We start from the raw sequence: 19029 nt of genomic DNA, 5'->3' as shown, positions 1-19029 counted from the left end.
AAATGGGCGGCGGAGCAGGATTTCTCGCGTTGGTCGTGGCGGTGGCAGGCATCATCGTCCTGTTCAAGACCGTGCGCATGGTGCCGCAGGGCTACGAGTGGACGGTCGAGCGCTTCGGCAGGTACACCCACACGATGACCCCCGGCCTGCACTTCCTGTTCCCGGTGGTGTACGGGGTGGGGCGCAAGGTCAACATGATGGAGCAGGTGCTGGACGTCCCCAGCCAGGACGTGATCACCAAGGACAACGCGGTCGTGCGCGTGGACGGGGTGGTGTTCTTCCAGGTGCTGGACGCGGCCAAGGCGGCCTATGAAGTGGCCAACCTGGAAGTGGCGATGATCGCCCTGGTCCAGACCAACATCCGCACCGTGATCGGTTCGATGGACCTGGACGAATCGCTGAGCCAGCGCGAGACCATCAACGCCAAGCTGCTCAACGTCGTCGACCACGCCACCAACCCGTGGGGCGTGAAGGTCACCCGCATCGAGATCAAGGACATCCAGCCGCCGACCAACCTGGTGCAGTCGATGCAGCAGCAGAAGATGGCCGAGCAGAACAAGCGCGCCGCGGTGCTGGAAGCCGAAGGCGTCCGCCAGTCGGAGATCCTGCGCGCCGAAGGCCAGAAGCAGGCCGCGGTGCTGGAGGCCGAGGGCCGCAAGGAGGCCGCCTTCCGTGATGCCGAGGCCCGCGAGCGCCTGGCCGAGGCCGAAGCCAAGGCGACCACGATGGTGTCCGACGCCATCGCCAACGGCAACGTGCAGGCGATCAACTACTTCGTCGCGCAGAAGTATGTGGAGGCCTTCGCCGAACTGGCCAACTCGCCGAACCAGAAGCTGGTGCTGATGCCGATGGAGGCCTCCGGCGTGATCGGTTCGATCGCCGGCGTCGCTGAATTGGCCAGGGAGGCATTCGGCCGCCAGGACGAGCGCAAGCCGGCACCGGCACGCGGCAACCCGCCGCCGCTGGAGCGCTGAGCCATGCGCTGGGAGGTCATTGCGTGGGCGGCGCTGGCGGTGGTGCTGTTCGCCGCCGAAGCGTTGCTCCCCGGCGCATTCATGCTGTGGATGGGCATCGCCGCGGCGGTGGTGTTCGCGCTGGTGTGGCTGTTCGATGGCATGAGCCTGCTGCTGCAGGTGGTGCTGTTCGTGGTGCTGAGCTTCGTCTCCATCCAGGTCTACCGCACCTGGTTCCGTAAGGCGGCACGGCAGAGCGACCAGCCACTGCTCAACCGCCGCGCCGAGCAACTGGTCGGGCGCGTGGTGGTGCTCGAACAGGCCATCGTCGATGGCAGCGGGCGGGCCAAGGTCGACGATGCGCTTTGGGTGGTGGCCGGGCCGGACCTGCCGGTGGACAGCCGCGTGCGCGTGGTGGCGGTGGACGGCATGACCCTGAAGGTGCAGCCGGCCTGAGTGCCGGCGGTGCCGTCGTGTGGCGGTGCCGCAGGTTTTAAATGGTGCCATCTGGGATAATGCCGCACCTCTTTTACGTGGAACGGCCATGACCCTGAAAACCCTGCTCAACGACACCCACCGCTCGCTCGGCGCCAAGATGGTCGACTTCGGCGGCTGGGACATGCCGATCCACTACGGCTCGCAGATCGATGAGCATCACCTGGTCCGCACCGCGGCCGGCATGTTCGACGTCAGCCACATGACCGTGGTCGACCTGAAGGGTGCGCGCACCCGTGAGTTTCTGCGCCACCTGCTGGCCAACTCCATCGACAAGCTCAAGGTCAGCGGCAAGGCGCTGTACTCCTGCATGCTCAACCCGCAGGGCGGGGTGATCGACGACCTGATCGTCTACTTCCTGGGCGAGGACTTCTTCCGCATGGTGGTCAACGCCTCCACCCGCGAGAAGGACCTGGCCTGGATCCGCCAGCAGGCCGCCGCGTTCGACGTGGACGTGGTCGAGCGCGAAGAGCTGGCGATCGTCGCCGTGCAGGGGCCGCAGGCGCGTGCGCTGGTCGCCGGGCTGGTGGCCGAGGCCGACCGCGCCGCGCTGGACAAGCTGGCACGTTTCGCCGCGCTGGAGGTCACCTCCAGCGCCGGCGTGAAGCTGTTCGTCGCACGTACCGGCTACACCGGCGAGGACGGCTACGAAGTGCTGTTGCCGCAGGACCAGGTCGTCGCGTTCTGGAACGCGCTGCTGGCCGCCGGCGTGAAGCCGGCCGGCCTGGGCGCGCGTGACACGCTGCGCCTGGAAGCGGGCATGAACCTCTATGGCCAGGACATGGACGAAACCGTCAGCCCGTTCGAAGCGGCGCTGGCCTGGACCGTCAGCCTGGACGAAGGCCGCGACTTCATCGGACGCCCGGTGCTCGAGGCACAGAAGGCTGCCGGTGACGCGCGCCAGATGATCGGCCTGGTGATGGACGAGAAGGGCGTGCTGCGCCATGGCCAGAAGGTGCTCACCGCCAATGGCGAGGGCGAGATCCTGTCCGGTACCTTCTCGCCGACGCTGGGCAAGGCGATCGCCTTCGCCCGCGTGCCGGCCGGCGTGCCGGGCGAGGTGCGCGTGGACATCCGTGGCAAGGAAGTGCCGGTGCGGGTGGTGAAGTTCCCGTTCGTGCGCGACGGCCAGGCGCAAGCCGGCATCAACCTCTGATTGTTTGCCTGACCGGACCGGGCACCACCGCGTGCCCGGTTCGTTAAACTAGTGTTCCATCCCGACCACCGCTTTTTTCGGAGCAGTTCCATGAGCGAGATCCCTGGCGACCTCAAATTCCTCAAGTCCCACGAGTGGGCCCGTACCGAAGGTAACGGCCGCGTCACCGTCGGCATTTCCGACCATGCCCAAGGCCTGCTGGGCGACCTGGTGTACGTCGAGCTGCCGGCTGTCGGCGACAGCGTGCAGGTAGGCGTCGGCGCCGCCGTGGTTGAATCGGTCAAGGCGGCATCGGATGTCTACAGCCCGGTGTCCGGTACCGTCGTGGAGGTCAACGAAGCGCTGACCGACAAGCCGGAAACCATCAACGAAGACGCCTACGGCGACGGCTGGCTGTTCGTCGTCGAGTTGTCCGAGCCGGAGCAGTTGAACGACCTGCTCGGTCCGGACGACTACGCCGAGATGCTGGAGAACGAGGACCACTGAGTCCGTTCCGCATCGACGAGACGGCCGCCGCGAGGCGGCCGTTTTTGTTTGCGCCGATGTCAGCGCCGCGTGATGACGTGGACGCAGGGCAAGTGTTCGGCGCCGGACGGCGACATGCTCGACCGGCATCAACACATGCGCGCGACGGTGCGAACGGTTACCGCCAAGGCGGCGAAGGGTGCAAAAAATTCTGCGCAAAATGTCCGTCGCGCTGAACAAAGGATCACCACCGGCTGAATTTTTTTTTGCTGCCGGGCGGGTGTCGGCCGAGCGTCGCCGGCACCCCGCAAGGTGTCGGCATCGATGCTGCACGCATGCATGCGTTGCCGCATGCGTGAAACGAAAAGTGCGTTTTTCCCGATGTTTTTTGCATTCGTGTTTTTCGCGACCGCCTTGGGTGCGATCGATGGGCGGGTGCCTGCGGTGCCGGAAGGTCGGTGGCGGCGGAGGGGTGGCGCGGGTGCTTCCCGAAAATTTTTTGAAAAGACAGTTGACAGTAAAAAAAACCGTGATTAGGTTTCGCCCAGCAGACCTTTCCTGCGGAAGCGAGTGAGCCGGATCAACATTCAGACGCGAAGCACAACTTGGACGTCCGCCAGGATTCTCTCGATGGTGGAGCAGGACTCGCTTCCTTCCGCGAAACACCCCCCGAACAAGACATGGCACCCGTGGCGGGAATCGTTGCGGGTGTTTCTGTATCCGTCACGACGCGCCTGACGCGTCGTCGGTCCTCCGCGGATCCAACCGCGGGTTTGCTTCAACTGGGCATTTCAATTCCATAGATCACTGACGAGGAGCCATACAATGGCCACGAAAAAAGCTGCTAAGAAGCCGGCCGCCAAGAAGGCGGTGAAGAAAGTCGCCAAGAAAGCTGCCGTGAAGAAGGTTGCCAAGAAGGCAACCGCCAAGAAGGCAGTGAAGAAGGTCGCCAAGAAGGCCACCGCCAAGAAGGCCGTCAAGAAGACCGCCAAGAAGGCAGTGAAGAAGGTCGCCAAGAAGGCAACCGCCAAGAAGGCAGTGAAGAAGACTGCCAAGAAGGCTGCTGCCAAGAAGACCGTCAAGAAGGTTGCCAAGAAGGCCGCCGCCAAGAAGGCGGTGAAGAAGGTTGCCAAGAAGGCAACTGCCAAGAAGGCCGTCAAGAAGGTTGCCAAGAAGGCCACCGCCAAGAAGGCCGTGAAGAAGACCGTCAAGAAGGCCGCTGCCAAGAAGCCGGCTGCCAAGAAGGTTGCTGCCAAGAAGAAGCCGGCCGCTCGCAAGAAGAAGGCCGCTCCGGTCGCCCTGCCGGCAACCCCGGCACCGCTGATCTGATCCAAGCTCGGTAGCGGTACCTGAGACTCCTTCCCCGACTGCCCAGCGGGGAGGGAGTTTTTTTATGCGCGACGTCCACCCCGTGGGAGAGGCCTTGGCCGCGAAGCCGATACCCAACCGGGCGTAGGCGTGATTCGGTGGACGTTCGTTGTGCGGGTGACGGATGTACTGCCGGCAACTGCGGGATTGGTCGCCGTGGTGCCGGCTTCGCGGCTGATGCCGCACCTGCGAAAAAAGAAGGGCGGCCATTGGCCGCCCTCGGGTGTTGCACGAATGTCGGGATCAGCGTGGCGAGGCGTTGGCGCGCTCGGACGAGGCGCCCTTCTTGCCGCTGCGTGCCGGGGCACTGTCCTCGGCCATCAGGTTGTCGCTGCCGAAGTCGGTGTCCACGTCGAGCCAACGCTGCGTCGGCAGGCCGATGGCACGGTCCAGGATGGTCGGCATCATGCCGCTGGGCAGGCTGCTCTCGCCGTTCCACATGATGGCGATGCCCAGGTCGCGCTCGGGCAGCAACGCGACCAGTCCGCGATAGCCCTGCACGGCACCGGCATGGAACACCACCTGGTGCCCGGAGTAGTCGAACACGCGCCAACCCAGTGCATAGCCGGCCGAGGACAGGCGCTGGTGACGCCAGCCCGAACGCATCTCGCCGGGCGTGTTGACCAGCGGTGCATGCAGGGTGGCCAGCAGCGGCGCCGGCAGTACGTCCGGACGGTGGCCGGTGTGGGCCAGCAGCCACTGCGCCATGTCACTGGCGCTGGCGTTGACGCCTGCCGCCGGAGCCACGCGGTAGTAAGTGGGCTTGGGGCTCAGCGACACCCAGCCATTGCGGCTGCGCACGTGCGGGCGCGCCCAGCGCGAGCTGGCCTGGATGCCGGCCAGACCCAGGCTGGCATCGTTCATGCCCAGCGGCTTGAGGATGCGCTTCTCCACCGCCTGCTCGTAGAAGTTGCCCGAGGCGGCGAACACCACGTCGCCGACCAGACTGAAGGCGACGTTCTGGTAGGCGTAGCAATCACCCGGCTCGCAGCGCAGTGGCGCGCTGGCCAGCTTCTGGGTCAGCGTGTAGTAATCGGCATTGGCTTCGACGTCGCGGTCGTAGGCGTTGTAGGTGAGGCCGACACGATGGCTCAGCACGTCGGCGACGGTGAGCTTGCTGGTGGCCTCCGGCGTGGACAGGCGGAAGCCGGGTACGTAATCGGTGACCTTGCTGTCCCAGCGCAGCGTGCCGTCGTTGACCAGCAGGCCGGCCATGGTGCCGGCGAAGGCCTTGGACAGCGAGGCCAGGCGGAACACGGTGTGCGCATCGACCGGCTGCGGGTTGCTGATGTCGGTGACGCCGTAGCCACGCGCCGACAGGATGCGGCCGTCCTGCACGATCGCCATCGCCATGCCCGGCACGCGGTTGCCGTAGGTCAACTGCTCGGCCAGCGATTCGATGGCAGCGACGTTGAAATCGGCGGGCAGCGGTTGCACCTGGTCCGGCCGCAGGGCGACGCGATAGGGCATCGGCTGGGTCGGCGATTGGGCGGGGGCGTTCTCAAGGTTCACCGGCAGGGCGGCCGGCGCTGCCGCGGCGGGCAGGCTGTCGTGGGTCGGCGTCTGTGCCGTCGAAGACAATGCGAAGGGCATCAACACCCCGAGCAACCCCGATGCCACCGGACGGATACGCCGGCGATTGTTGTTCTCTTTCATCGTGATGGATGCCTGTTGGTTACAGCTGCCAGCGATTCTAGCGCCGCTTTTCCTGATTGCACAAACAAGAAGAGGATGAATGGGCATCATGTTGAAATCGCTGATTTTTCTTTAAGCCGGCAGCAGGGTTCGGGACCGTCCGCTGGATCGCCGGGGCCATGCAAAGCTGACTGCGCTGCAAAGCGTGATGCCTGCCACGAAGCGATGGCCTCTCAGCCCCGGATCAGGGCAGCGGCGCGCTCGGCGATCATGATGGTCGGGGCGTTGGTGTTGCCGCTGACCAGCGTGGGCATGACCGAGGCATCGATGACCCGCAGCCCGTCGATGCCGCGTACCCGTAGCTGCGGATCGACAACGGCGGTGGCGTCGCTGCCCATCCGGCAGGTGCCGATGGGGTGATAGATGGTCTCGGCCTTGGCGCGGATGAAGGCCTCCAGCCCGGCGTCGTCCAGGTCCTCGCGTTCGGGGAACAGCGGCGCCCTGCGCCAGCGATCGAACGCGGGCTGGCGCAGGATGTCCCGGCTCAGCCGTGCGGCCTCGATCATCATCTTCAGGTCGAAGCCCCCGGCATCCCCCAGGTAGTTGGCGTGGATGCGCGCCGGCGCACGCGGGTCGCTGCTGGCCAGGCCGATGTGGCCGCGGCTGCGCGGATGCAGGTAGCAGGCGTGCAGGGTGTAGCCGTCGCCGGGCAGGCGATGGCGGCCGTGGTCATCGAGCATCGCCGGGACGAAGTGGAACTGGATGTCGGCGCGCTCGTCGGGGGCGTAGCGGCTGCGGACGAAGCCGCCGGCCTCGGCCACGTTGCTGGTGCCGGCGCCACGCCGGCCGCGCAGGAAGTAGTCGAAGCCGATCTTCAGTTCGCTGGCGCGGTCGTAGCTGACGCCGGGCACGGTGCGGTAGAGCGTGCAGATGTCCAGGTGATCCTGCAGGTTGGCGCCAACGCCGGGCTGGTCCAGGTGCACGTCGATGCCGTGGCCGCGCAGGTGGTCGGCCGGGCCGATGCCGGACAGCATCAACAACTGCGGCGAGTTGATCGCACCGGCACTGAGCAGTACCTCGCCGCTGGCGCGCAGGTGCCGGCGTTGCCCGCCGACGCGCAGCACCACGCCGGTCGCGCGGGCGTCGTCGATCTGCACGCGCTCGACCTGCGCACCGGTGAGCACCTGCAGGTTGGGGCGCTGGCGCACGGGCGTGAGGTAGGCCGCGGCGGAGGAGCAACGGGCACCGTCCTTCTGGGTGACCTGGTACAGGCCGACCCCCAATTGGTCAGGACCATTGAAGTCCTCGTTGAGCGCATGGCCGGCCTGCTGCCCGGCCAGCAGGAAGGCATGGCTCAGCGGGTTGACGTGGCGCAGGTCGGCCACCTGCAGCGGGCCGTCGGCACCGTGCAGGGCATCGGCACCGCGGCGGTTGCCCTCGCTGCGCCGGAACCAGGGCAGCACGCTGTCCCAGTCCCAGCCGGTGGCACCGGCCTGTGCCCAGCGGTCGTAGTCGCCGCACACGCCGCGCACGTAGCACATGGCGTTGATCGAACTGGAACCGCCCAGCACCTTGCCGCGTGGCCACCACAGCCGACGCTGGTTCAAGGCCGGCTCCGGCTCGGTGTCGTAGCTCCAGTTGACCCGGCGGTTGCGGACCAGCCGCGCGATGCCGGCGGGCATGTGGATCAATGGGTTCCAGTCACGGGGGCCGGCTTCGACCAGCAGCACCCGCCGCTGCGGGTCGGCGCTGAGCCGGTTGGCCAGCACGCAACCGGCCGAGCCGGCACCGACGATGATGTAGTCGAATTCCTTCACGGTATTCCCCTGCACGAGCGTTGCAGGATAGGGCCTGCGACAACTGTCTGGCAGCACGTCCGGCGCACTGGCGATGTTGCAGTGCATTAGATAACGTACGCGCACCGTATCCCCCGGAGTACCCATGCCGTCGTCCCACTGCCACCTGTGCGCCCGGGGTGCTGCATGAGCGTTGCCGGCCGTACCTCCCTGTCGCGATTGACCCAGGCACTGCGCGAGTCGCCGGCGCTGTGGTGGTCGTTCCTGTATTTCTTCTGCCTGCTCAGCGGCTACTACGTGCTGCGCCCGGTGCGTGAGGCCATGGCGGCCTCGGCCGACCTGCAGACGATCTTCCCGGCATCGCTGATTGCCTGGTTCGACGCGCACGGCATGCCGCTGAAGGACTTCACCCTGCAGTTCCTTTTCACCTGCGTGTTCCTGATCATGCTGGTGATGCAACCGCTGTATGGCTGGGTGGTCAGCCGCTTCCCGCGACGGGTGTTCCTGCCGGCGGTGTATGGCTTCTTCATCGCCACGCTGCTGGGCTTCTACGTGATGTTCAACAGCGGTGTGCCGGGGCGGGGGATGGCGTTCTTCTTCTGGATCACCGTATTCAACCTGTTTGCGGTGGCGGTGTTCTGGAGCTTCATGGCCGACGTGTTCTCCAACGCGCAGGCACGCGCCTACTACGGCTACATCGGCGCCGCGGGCACGGTCGGTGCCTTCCTGGGCCCGATCATCACCAGTTCGCTGGTGCAGCGGGTGGGCATCGCCAACCTGATGCTGGTGTCGGCCGGCTTCCTGCTGGTCTGCGTGCTGTGCATCTGGCAGTTGCGGCCCTGGGCGGTGCAGCGCGAGCGCGAGCAACGCCTGGTCGATGGCGAGAAGCCCATGGGCGGCAGCGTACTCGATGGCCTGAAGCTGATCGCACGCGAACCGCTGCTGCGCTGGCTGGCCTTGATGGTGGTGTTCGGCGTGGGCGTGGGCACGATGCTGTACAACGAACAGGCGTCCATCGCGCGGCGGATGATCACCGACCCGGCCGCCAGCACCGCGTTCTATTCGCGCATCGACCTGGCGGTGAATGCGTTGACCCTGATCGTGCAACTGGGCCTGACCCGCTGGCTGCTGTCGCGCTTCGGCATTGCCCCGGCGCTGCTGATCCCGGGCTTTGCCATCATCATCGGTTTCTCGGTGCTGGCCGCTTCACCATTGCCACTGATGGTGGCGGTGGTGCAGGTGATGACCCGCGCCAGCGAGTTTTCGCTGGGCAAGCCGGCGCGCGAGACGATCTATACGCGCGTGGACCGGCAATGGCGCTACAAGGCCGGTGCGGCGATCGACACGGTGGTCTACCGGGGCGCCGACCTGACCTTCGCCTGGGTCCACAAGGGACTGTCGCTGTTCGGCTCGCACCTGGTGTTCGCCGGCGGCACGCTGGTGGCAGTATTGATGACGCTGTCGGCGCTGGGCGTGTTGCGCGAGGAAAAGAAGCTGCCGCGCGATCGTTGAATGCGGCGGCGTGTCCCCCCTGTCTGTGTTGGCCTGAAGGAAACAACGCCCATGTCCCTGCTCGCGCTGCTGCTGACCGTGCTGGTCGCACTCCTGCACGTGTACTTCCTGGTGCTGGAGATGTTCCTGTGGACGCGCCCGCTTGGGCTCAAGACATTCCGCAACACGCCGCAGAAGGCGGAGACGACCCGCGTGCTGGCGGCCAACCAGGGCTTGTACAACGGCTTCCTCGCCGCCGGGATCATCGCCGGCCTGGCACTGGGACAACCGGTGCTGGTGACGTTCTCGTTGGTCTGCGTGGTGGTGGCCGGTGCCTATGGCGCGTGGAGCGTCAGCCCGCGCATTTTCCCTATCCAGGCCGTGCCGGCGATTCTCGCACTGGTGTTGCGGGCGCTCTGACGCCAGCGTGCGCCGGCAAGTGCCGCCGCTCAGTGGCTGATGGCGCGCATGAAGCCCAGCCACATCGGCACGGCATGCAGCACCGCGCCCAGCACGAACAGGCCGGTCAGCAGGTGCACGCGCCAGTCGTTGATGCGCAGGAAGACGAACTGTTCAAGCGCGCGGCCCAGCCAGAACACCGCCATGAAGCACAGCAGGACCACCCCCAGGCGCGTGTCGACCAGGTCCGAGGTGAAGGCCAGCGCGATCACCCCCATTCCCAGGAACACGTAGATCACGCGCAGGTTGAGGATCTGCAGGATCGCGCGGTTGGCGGTGCTGAGCTGGGCGAGCTCGCGCTTCCAGCCGAACAACCGCCAGAACGCCAGATGGAAGGCGGCAAACCCCAGGCTGTGAACGCCTGCCAGGCGCACCAGTAGTTCGGCGGTCGTCATGGGTGATCAGCCTGTGCGAGGAGGGCGCGGCGACACCCACATCCCGATGGTCGCATGGAACACCTCGGTCCCTGCCGCATCGGTCACGCTGACCTTCACCGGCAGGTCATAGCCGTCCGCGGCGCTGACGATAGGCCGCAGTGGCGTCGCCACGGCCTTCAGCACGCCCAGGGCCTTGGCCTGGTACTTCACCTCCATGCCCTTGGGGATCCAGCGCATGTCCGCCGGCAGGCTGGCGTCCACCATCACCCCGCCGACCAGCTCGGCCAGGTTGCACATCGCGATCGCATGCACGGTGCCGATGTGGTTGCTGATGCGGCGGTGCTGGCGGATCACGCCCTCGCAGCGGCCTGGCTCCAGCGCGGTGATGGTGGGCGAGATGCTGGCGAAGTAGGGGGCCTTGAAGCACACCGCGCGCGCGAACAGCCAGTGGCCGGCGGGCCAGCGGGTGAAGCGGCGGTACAGCGAAAGCAGCGGAGCGGTCATGGGAGCTTCCTGATATGAAAACGGCGGGCACCAGGCCCGCCGTCGTTGTCGCATTGTCGCTGGCTTACGCGGCCTGCTGCGGGCGCTGCTTGCCCGGCAGGTCGTAGTAGCCGGCCGAACGCAGTTCGTGCGGATCGAAGTCGTCCACGGTGATCGTGTCCATGGTGAGTTCGCGCAGCTCTTCCAGCAGCTTGCGCTCGTCCTGGGTGATCACGCCCTCGGCCACGGCCTCGTCCAGCTGGGTGGCGAAGGTCAGCGCCTCGATGCCCTTGGTCTTCAGCGCCTTGAGGAACTTGCGCTCCACCGGCTCGGCCATGATCGCCTTGGACAGGTAGCTGTTGATGCGGCCACCCGGGTTGTTCTCGCACGGGGTCAGGAACACGCCGTGGGCCAGGCGGTCACGGGCCTCGCCCGGTGCCATCAGGGTGGCGGCGACGCGGCGGCTCAGGCGGTCGCCCGGTGCCTCGGCGCGGCGGCCGAACGGGAAGATCAGCGCCCACATCAGCCAGCCGATCGGACGGATCGGGAAGTTGCGCAGGGCAGCGGACAGCGATTCCTCGATCTTGTGCACGCTGTCGTGGAAGGCCCAGGCCAGCAGCGGCTGGTCGGCCTGCGGCGCGCCTTCGTCGTGGTAGCGCTTGAGCATGGCACTGGTCATGTAGATGTGGCTGAGCACATCCCCCAGGCGGCCGGACAGCGATTCCTTGAACTTCAGCTTGCCGCCGAGCGTCATCATGGAGATGTCGGCCATCAGCGCCAGGTTGGCCGAGTAGCGGTCCAGCTTGCGGAAATAGCGGCGGGTGTAGGCGTCACCGGGGGCCGCGCCGAAGCGGGCGCCGGTCAGGCCGAACCACAGCGAGCGCACGGCGTTGGAGATGCCGAAACGGACATGGCCGAACAGGGCCTGGTCGAACTCGCGCAGGCCGGCCTTGCGGTCCTCGTCCTGGGCGGCCTTCATTTCCTTGAGCACCCACGGGTGGCAGAGGATCGCGCCCTGGCCGAAGATCAGCAGCGAGCGGGTCATGATGTTGGCGCCTTCCACCGTGATGGCGATCGGCGCGGCCTGCCAGCTGCGGCCGGCGAAGTTGCGCGGCCCCAGGATGATGCCCTTGCCGCCGATCACGTCCATCACGTCGGAAATGACTTCGCGGCTCATGTTGGTGCAGTGGTACTTGGCAATCGCCGACGGCACCGACGGCACGTCGCCACGGTCCACCGCCGCGGCGGTGGCCTGCGACAGCGCGCTGATCTTGTAGGCCTTGCCGCCGATGCGCGCCAGCGCTTCTTCCACGCCTTCGAAGCGGCCGACCGACAGGCCGAACTGCTTGCGGATGCGCGCGTAGGCACCGGTCACCACGGCACCGGCCTTGGCGCCGCCCGAAGCGGTCGAGGGCAGGGTGATGGAGCGGCCCACGGCCAGGCACTCGTTGAGCATGTTCCAGCCCAGGCCGCGCTTCTCGGCGCCGCCGATCAGCTGGGTCAGCGGGATGAAGACATCCTTGCCGCGGATCGGGCCGTTCTGGAACGTGGAGTTCAGCGGGAAGTGGCGGCGGCCGATCTCCACGCCGGCGGTGTCACGCGGCAGCAGCGCCAGGGTGATGCCGATGTCCTTGGTGTCGCCGAGCAGGCCGTCCGGGTCATACATGCGGAAGGCCATGCCGATCAGCGTGGCCACCGGGGCCAGGGTGATGTAGCGCTTGTCGAAGGTCAGCTTGACGCCCAGCACTTCCTCGCCCTTCCACTGGCCCTTGCAGACGATGCCGAAGTCGGGGATGGAGGTGGCGTCGGAGCCGGCGAACGGGCCGGTCAGGCCGAAGCACGGTACTTCCTGGCCGATCGCCAGGCGCGGCAGGTAGTAATCCTTCTGTTCCTTGGTGCCGTAGTGGTTGAGCAGTTCACCCGGGCCCAGCGAGTTGGGCACGCCGACGGTGGAGCTGACCACGCTCGATACCGACGCCAGCTTCTGGATCACCTTGTGGTGGGCCAGCGCACTGAAGCCCAGACCGCCGTATTCCTTCGGGATGATCATGCCGAAGAACCTGTTCTTCTTGATGTAGTCCCACAGTTCCGGCGGCAGGTCGGCATGGACGTGGGTGATCTCGAAGTCGTTGACCATCCGGCACAGTTCCTCGACCGGGCCATCCAGGAAGGCCTGTTCCTCGTCGGTGAGCTGCGGCTTGGGATAGTTGAGCAGGATGTTCCAGTCCGGGTCACCGGTGAACAGCTCGCCCTCGAAGCCGACCGAGCCGGTTTCCAGCGCGATGCGCTCGGTCTTGGACAGCGGCGGCAGCACCTTGCGGAACACGCCCATGAACGGGGCGGTGATCAGCGGCTTGCGCAGGAACGGCAGCAGCACCGGCACGCTGACCAGGGCCAGGATCGCGGCGGCCACGAGGATGGCGGTCTGGTGGACGCCGGCGAACCAGCAGATGCCCAGCAGCACCGCGCTGATGGCGGTCCAGATGACCAGCCGCATGCGGTGGTAGGCGACGAAGGCGCCTGCGAGCAGCAGGGCCAGGAAGGGGACGACGATGCTCATTGGCTTGCTCCGGTAACGTGCTCGGTTCGGGCGGACGCTGCGGCAGAAGGCAGTGCGTCCAGATAGTTCAACACGGCGGCGGTAAACGCGTTGTTGTCATCGCCGGCGACCATGTGGGTGGCCTCGGGCAAATGCACGTGCTGCGCGTGCGGCACCAGTGTCATGAATTCCTCGACGGTCTGCGGCGAGACCAGGTCGCTGCGGCCGCCGCTGATCAGCAGCAGCGGGCACTGCACGCGCCGCGCCGCATCGGCGATGGCGTCCTGGTGCTGCTCGCTGTCGCGGGCCAGTTCCTGGACCAGGCGCGGGTCCCAGTGCCAGCTCCAGCGGCCGTCGGTGGTGGGGCGCAACAGCGCGCGTAGTGCGTCCTCGCTCTTGCGCGGGCGGTGCGGCATGTAGGTGGCGATGCTGTCGGCGGCGGCTTCCAGCGAGGCGAAGCCCTCCGGATGCGCGCTCATGAAGGCCAGGATGCGCTCCACGCCGCGGGTTTCCCAGCGGGGAGTGATGTCCACCAGCACCATTGCCGAGAACAGCCCCGGCCAACGGGCTTCGGCCATCAGGCCGAACAGCCCCCCCATCGAGGCGGCGACCAGCACCGGTGGGCGGCTCAGCTCGCCGGCCACCACGATCAGGTCGTCGGTGAATTGTTCGCCGTGATAGGGCAGGTCGGCGGCGTTCCAATCCGAGCCGCCATGGCCGCGGGCGTCGTGGCTGAGCGCGGCATAGCCGGCCGCGTTGAGGGCCGCGGCGGTGCTGGTCCAGGCGCCACGGGTCTGGCCGAAGCCATGCGCGAACAGGATCGGCGGGCGCTTGCCGGGCCAGCGCGTGGCCGCCAGGGTCGCGCCGTGGGCGCCATCCAGGCGGATGTCTTCGCTGCGCGACGGGGAAGAGGGCATGTTGACCATACCCGATGGTATGGATTGGGTGCGATGACTGTCAATACCCTTCGGTATGGAAGCCGGTTATCCCGCGGTGACGGGCTTTCCGGGGGGCGGTCGTAAGTGCACTTTGTGCGGATATATCCCTCGTGCGTACTGCAACCAGTCCCCGCCGTATGGTTAAATCTGCGCATGAATGACACGACAGCTTCTTCCGCGGACGCCCGCGGCGCGCGGCACAGCCGCCTCAGTGCGGATGATTGGGCACAGGCAGCGCTGGACCTGATCGCAGAGCAGGGGGTGGGTGCGGTGGCGGTCGAGCCGCTGGCCCGGCGCCTGGGCGTGACCAAGGGCAGCTTCTACTGGCACTTCCCCTCGCGCGATGCACTGCTGCAGGCCGCGCTGGAGCGCTGGGAAGTGGTCGAGCAGCAGCAGGTCTTCGGCAGCCTGGAAGAAGTCCCCGACCCGCGCACGCGTCTGCGTGCGCTGTTCCAGCTGGTCGCGCACGAGGTCACCCCGCACGTGATCTACAGCGAACTGCTCAAGGCGCTGGACAACCCGATGGTGCGCCCGGTCATCGATCGCGTGTCACAGCGGCGCATGGAGTACCTGATCGCCTCGTTCCGCCAGGCCGGCCTGAGTTCCACCGATGCCCGCCATCGCGCGCGCCTGGCCTATGCTGCCTATGTCGGCTTCCTGCAGCTGTCGCTGCAGCTGCAGCAGCCCAAGCAGGCCCGCGAGGACTTCGAGGCCTATGTCGAGCACGTGATCGAGACGTTGATCCCGGGCAACTGATCGTGGCGCCGTGAATGAGAAGGCCGCAGCGTGCTGCGGCCTTTTTTGTGTCCCTACAACAGCCAACAAAAAACCACGGCCCCGAAGGGCCGTGGTCTGTTTCCGGGTACTACCTGGCTACGATCAGAACTTCTGGTTGTAGCGCATGTAGAAGAAGCGGCCCGGGATTTCGTACTGCGGGTCGAACGAGTTGGCGAACGTGGTGTACGACTTCGGCGGGTCACGATCAAAGGCGTTGTTGACGCCGATGGTGATCTGGCCGTTCCACGGGGTCTTCCAGTAACCGCTCAGGTCGGTGTAGGTCACGCTCGGGATGTGGCGCTGCGGGTCAGCCTTGTTGCCACGGCCGATGTGATCCGCGTCCGAGCACAGGCGTGCGAAGTTGCCGCCGGTGTAGTTCGAGCCGGTGCAGTCCTCGACCTGGCTGGAGTAGTAACGCGCCGAAGCGGTGGCACCGAAGTCACCCAGCTGCCAGGCAACCAGCAGGTTGGAGCGGATACGCCAGTAGTTGTCGCGGTCCAGGTAATTGCCGACGCGGTTGTAGCCTTCGGTCACCGGATCCTCGACGGTGTAGCTCGAGGTGTAGGTGCTGTCCCAGATGAAGTTGAAGCTGCCGAAACGGGTATCCGGCAGGCGGTAGCCGACGGTGAAGTCCCAGCCTTCCACTTCCATGGTGCCGACGTTGTTGGGCACGGCCAACATGTTGGAGATCTGGCCGGTGGTGTCACGGGTGATCATGTCGCAGATCGAGCTCACGCCCTGCTGGTAGCAGGCGTCCAGCATCTGCTGGGCGTTCTGGGCGTAGATGGCGTCTTCGATCTTGATGTTCCACCAGTCAAGCGACAGGTCCAGGCCCTGCACGAAGCTCGGGCTGTAGACGAAGCCCAGGGTCTTGGAGACGGAGGTTTCCGGACCCAGCTTGGTGTTGCCGCCGACCGTGGTGCGGATCTGCGGGTTGGACTGGGTGTAGGCCGGCACGCCGGCGCAGCTGGCCGGAGGCGTGTTGGCATCGTCACCAATGGTGCCGGCGCACGGATCGGCGACGTCTTCAAAGGTGTCGCTCACGCCAGAGAACAGCTCATTGATCGACGGGGCACGGAAGCCCTGCGACCAGTTACCGCGCACCATCAGGTCATTGATCGGCTTCCAGCGGAAACCGAACTTGCTGTTGACGGTGTTGCCGAAGTTGCTGTAGTCGGAGAAGCGGGTGGCCACGCTGAAGTCCAGCAGCTGGGCGCCGGTCACGCCGGCGAGCAGCGGGATCGCCAGTTCCAGGTAGGCTTCGTCGAGCTTGTAACCGCCGCTGGTGGCGGTACGCGAGTTACCGGTGGTGTCACCGGAATTGATCAGGCCATCGGGATCATCGAAGCCCGACTCATCACGGCGTTCAACGCCGGCGGAGAAGGCGAACGCGCCGCCCGGCAGGTCGAACAGCTCGCCGCCGATGTTCGCGTAATAGGTCTTCTGCTCATAACCGTAGACGTCGTGCGCGGTGAAGCTCGCGTACTTGATCATCTCCGGGGTGAGCGAACCGGCGCCGCTGAGCATATTCATCGGCACGCAGCCGTCGATCGCGTTGCCTGCGGTACCGCAGCGTGCAACGCCATCGCCGTCGATGAACGATGCGCCCAGGGCGTTGCGCAGGGCCGAGATGTTGAAGAAGCCGGTGGTGATGTCGGTCTGGTCGTTCTTGCCGTAGAACATACCGGCTTCCCAGTTCCAGAAGCGGCTGCCGACTTCGAAGTCACCTTCGAACGCGCCGTTGAAGCCGTAGGTCTTTACGTTCTGCGTATAGATACGGCCACCGGTCTCCATCGCACGGTACTGGATGTAGTCGATGTCACGACCGGTGTTGTTGTAGATGTTGTCCTTGCTGATGACGATGTTGGCGCCGTTGGTGCCCGGTGCGGCACGGCCCAGCACGATCGGCATGGCGGCCAGGACCTGCTCGGACTTGCGCTCGTTGTAGGTCACCGTGGTCTTGAAGCGGACGTTGTCGGTGATCGACAGGCCGGCGTCGGCGAACAGCGAGGTGCGCTCCTGCGGGGTCACCAGCAGGTTGCCCGGGGCGTGGTTGAAGCTGTCGGCGCTGGTGTAGTTGCGCCAGGTGCTGCCGCCATTGCCGGTGACGAAGTAACCAGCGCTGCCATCCGGACGGGTGGATTCGAACTTCGGCGAGCCATCGCTGTTGAAGCCAGTCTGGCCGTAGTAGCCGAAGCGGCCGTCCGGGGTGGTGCTGCTGTTGCCGGTGTTCGGCAGCGAGCCGAAGGCCGGCACCGCCGAGATTGCGCGGTCGCCCGCCCAGACCGGCTCTTCCTTGACGTAGCCGACGCCAACGGTGGCATGCCAGCGATCGCCGCTGGAGCCGATGGTGAAGTCGTACGATTCGCGCGAGCCGTCGCCCTTGTCGTACTGGCCGAAGTAGGCATTGGCTTCAGCGCCGTCGAAGTTCTGGCGCAGGATGATGTTGACCACGCCGGCGATGGCGTCGGAGCCGTAGATGGTCGATGCACCGTCCTTCAGGACTTCAATGCGCTCAACCGCAGCGGTGGGAATGGTGTTCAGGTCGACGGCGCCGCCCAGACCGGTGCCACCAACCCAGCGACGGCCATTGACCAGCACCAGCGTGCGGTTGGAGCCCAGGTTGCGCAGGTTGACGCGGGTTTCGCCGTTGCCACCGTTGTTGTAGGTGCTGTTGAGGCTGGAACCGTTGGTGCTGATGGTCTGGATGATGTCGCCGATCGAGGTCTGGCCCTGGGCCTGGATCTGCTCACGGCTCATCGTGAAGACCGGCTGAGAGGTTTCCACGTCGGCGCGCTTGATGCGCGAGCCGGTGACTTCGATCTTGTCGAGGGTGGTGGTGTCCTGGGCGAACGCGGCGCCGGCCGGGAACACACTTGCTGCCAAGGCGACGACAACTGCGTCGCGCAGCTTGGTGGTCTTGCAATTCATTGGGTCTCTCTCTCTGCCAAGTGGACTTGGGTGTTGCACGTGTGGCCTGGGTGGGGTCGAAGGGCGATCCCAAAACCCGAGGTCGATGCCGATAGTACTTGCGCCTGCAAATAAATTAAAGATTGGTTAATGGAAGGGTGGAAGGTCATCAAATTCGGCAAAGTGCTGATTTGAAAGGCGGAAACGAAGAACGCCCCAAAAAGGGGCGTTCAGGGAAGTCACTTGGAAATTGCGGTTACAGATCCTGCTCGTAACGCACGTACGGTATCGCACCGTCGTCGTTGCTCTCATTGCGGGGCGAGAACGGGTTCTTGCCGCGGGTGATGACGTTCTCCGCACCGACGGTCAGCTGGCCGCTCCACGGGGTGCGCCAGGTGATGCCCAGGCCGAGCCCTTCCCACTTGCTGCTGCCGGGGGCATCGACCACGCGGCCGATGACGTTGGCGCTGAAGGCGCCGTAGCCACCGCCCACGCTCAGGCTCTTGCTGTCCCACTGGTCGACGATGGCCGGGGAGGCGTCACTGAGCGGTACCAGGCGGGCCTTGGCCAGGGTGCCGCCGATCGAGACGAAGCCTTCCCTGCCGATGTTCTTCTGCCCGAACACGGTCAGGTCGTTCTGCTCGACCCGGGCCGCGCCGGAACGGCTGCCACCGGCCAGCCAGGCCGGCAGGGTGTCGCGGCCGGTGCCGGCGGTGACGCCGATGCGGCCGCCGGGACGGTTGAAGGCGGTGGTGGCGGAGATGTGATGACCATTGTCGTCGTCATCGTCGCCCAGGCTGGCCAGCATGCAATGGCTGGCCAACCCGCTGATGCTGCTGCCGCGGCTGCTGTTGCACAGCAGGCCCAGCGAGTCGCCGGAGGACAGGCCAAACGCGGCATCCAGCGAGCTGCGGCCGAAATTCCAGCGGGCACCGGCACGCTGTTCGCCGGTCGGCTCCAGGTAGAGCAGGGCCTCGACCTTGCCACTGCCGCGGTTCCAGACCGGCAGGACGGTGCTGTCGGTGCGCGGCTTGTTCTGCGCATGCACGCCCGTGATCGCGCCAAGGGCGATCATCAAGGCAAGCGGCAGGCGCAGGAAGGCGTTCATGGACTCACTCTGACCCCGGATGCGCGGGGAAGTTCCCGGCGCGTGAGCCATTGATCCTATGGTGTTTATGGTTTCTTAA

16 protein-coding genes are annotated in these 19029 nt (G+C 65.9%); 8 read left to right on the top strand and 8 right to left on the bottom strand.

Features of this window, described 5'->3' with window-relative positions; all coding sequences use genetic code 11:
- The first annotated feature begins 2 nt into the window (after nt 1-2).
- The 5 genes from IB227_RS10660 (at nt 3) to IB227_RS10640 (ending at nt 4398) form a co-directional block, all read left to right on the top strand.
- Nucleotides 3-974 carry an SPFH domain-containing protein gene (locus IB227_RS10660; protein ID WP_132865297.1) on the top strand — a complete coding sequence of 324 codons (972 nt, stop codon included), beginning with the start codon at nt 3-5 and terminating at the stop codon, nt 972-974.
- A gap of 3 nt (nt 975-977) precedes the next feature.
- Entirely contained in the window at nt 978-1409 is a 432-nt protein-coding gene (locus IB227_RS10655) for an NfeD family protein (RefSeq protein WP_132865296.1), read from the top strand.
- An 88-nt stretch (nt 1410-1497) separates the two neighbouring features.
- Nucleotides 1498-2604, top strand: a complete 1107-nt coding sequence (gcvT, locus tag IB227_RS10650) for a glycine cleavage system aminomethyltransferase GcvT (protein ID WP_192287405.1) — start codon at nt 1498-1500, stop codon at nt 2602-2604.
- Between the two features lie 90 nt (nt 2605-2694).
- Nucleotides 2695-3090 carry a glycine cleavage system protein GcvH gene (gene gcvH / locus IB227_RS10645; RefSeq protein ID WP_132865294.1) on the top strand — a complete coding sequence of 132 codons (396 nt, stop codon included), beginning with the start codon at nt 2695-2697 and terminating at the stop codon, nt 3088-3090.
- 804 nt (nt 3091-3894) lie between these two features.
- Nucleotides 3895-4398 (top strand): histidine biosynthesis protein HisIE, encoded by a 504-nt coding sequence (locus tag IB227_RS10640; RefSeq protein ID WP_132865293.1) that lies wholly within the window; start codon nt 3895-3897, stop codon nt 4396-4398.
- Between the two features lie 282 nt (nt 4399-4680).
- Here IB227_RS10640 and IB227_RS10635 read toward each other — a convergent pair whose 3' ends face one another.
- Nucleotides 4681-6093, bottom strand: coding sequence for a serine hydrolase domain-containing protein (locus IB227_RS10635; RefSeq protein WP_192287404.1), 1413 nt, complete (start codon nt 6091-6093; stop codon nt 4681-4683).
- 212 nt (nt 6094-6305) lie between these two features.
- On the bottom strand, nt 6306-7889 hold the full coding sequence (locus IB227_RS10630) for a choline dehydrogenase (RefSeq protein WP_318639540.1): 1584 nt from the start codon (nt 7887-7889) through the stop codon (nt 6306-6308).
- 165 nt (nt 7890-8054) lie between these two features.
- Between IB227_RS10630 and IB227_RS10625 the strand changes: the two genes are divergently transcribed.
- Both IB227_RS10625 and IB227_RS10620 read left to right on the top strand, forming a co-directional pair.
- A complete protein-coding gene (locus IB227_RS10625; RefSeq protein ID WP_192287403.1) occupies nt 8055-9380 on the top strand; it encodes an MFS transporter in 1326 nt (441 codons plus the stop codon).
- Between the two features lie 51 nt (nt 9381-9431).
- On the top strand, nt 9432-9779 hold the full coding sequence (locus tag IB227_RS10620) for a DUF1304 domain-containing protein (protein ID WP_132865289.1): 348 nt from the start codon (nt 9432-9434) through the stop codon (nt 9777-9779).
- A gap of 29 nt (nt 9780-9808) precedes the next feature.
- Here IB227_RS10620 and IB227_RS10615 read toward each other — a convergent pair whose 3' ends face one another.
- The 4 genes from IB227_RS10615 to IB227_RS10600 all read right to left on the bottom strand — a co-directional run bounded on the left by IB227_RS10615 (nt 9809) and on the right by IB227_RS10600 (nt 14143).
- The gene (locus tag IB227_RS10615) at nt 9809-10213 is read right to left on the bottom strand and encodes a hypothetical protein (RefSeq protein WP_192287402.1); all 405 of its coding nucleotides are present in this window, start codon (nt 10211-10213) and stop codon (nt 9809-9811) included.
- Nucleotides 10214-10219: 6 nt separating this feature from the next.
- Complete coding sequence (locus tag IB227_RS10610; protein WP_192287401.1) at nt 10220-10699, bottom strand: hotdog fold domain-containing protein; 480 nt, start codon at nt 10697-10699, stop codon at nt 10220-10222.
- Nucleotides 10700-10763: 64 nt separating this feature from the next.
- Nucleotides 10764-13238, bottom strand: a complete 2475-nt coding sequence (locus IB227_RS10605) for an acyl-CoA dehydrogenase (RefSeq protein WP_192287400.1) — start codon at nt 13236-13238, stop codon at nt 10764-10766.
- Nucleotides 13235-14143: an alpha/beta hydrolase gene (locus IB227_RS10600; RefSeq protein WP_192287399.1), complete on the bottom strand. Its 909-nt coding sequence runs from the start codon at nt 14141-14143 to the stop codon at nt 13235-13237. The genes IB227_RS10605 and IB227_RS10600 overlap by 4 nt, the downstream gene beginning before the upstream one ends.
- Nucleotides 14144-14308: 165 nt before the next feature.
- Here IB227_RS10600 and IB227_RS10595 point away from each other — a divergent pair, with 165 nt between their 5' ends.
- Nucleotides 14309-14911 (top strand): TetR/AcrR family transcriptional regulator, encoded by a 603-nt coding sequence (locus IB227_RS10595; protein ID WP_132865284.1) that lies wholly within the window; start codon nt 14309-14311, stop codon nt 14909-14911.
- 123 nt (nt 14912-15034) lie between these two features.
- Here IB227_RS10595 and IB227_RS10590 read toward each other — a convergent pair whose 3' ends face one another.
- Both IB227_RS10590 and IB227_RS10585 read right to left on the bottom strand, forming a co-directional pair.
- Complete coding sequence (locus tag IB227_RS10590; protein WP_192287398.1) at nt 15035-17863, bottom strand: TonB-dependent receptor; 2829 nt, start codon at nt 17861-17863, stop codon at nt 15035-15037.
- A gap of 235 nt (nt 17864-18098) precedes the next feature.
- On the bottom strand, nt 18099-18917 hold the full coding sequence (locus IB227_RS10585; RefSeq protein WP_192287912.1) for a hypothetical protein: 819 nt from the start codon (nt 18915-18917) through the stop codon (nt 18099-18101).
- Nucleotides 18918-19029 lie beyond the last annotated feature (112 nt).

The sequence above is a fragment of the Stenotrophomonas sp. STM01 genome, assembly GCF_014852135.1.
GTDB lineage: Bacteria > Pseudomonadota > Gammaproteobacteria > Xanthomonadales > Xanthomonadaceae > Stenotrophomonas > Stenotrophomonas capsici.
Note: the sequence above shows the minus strand (reverse complement) of the source record. Positions and strands in the feature narration are given on the sequence as shown.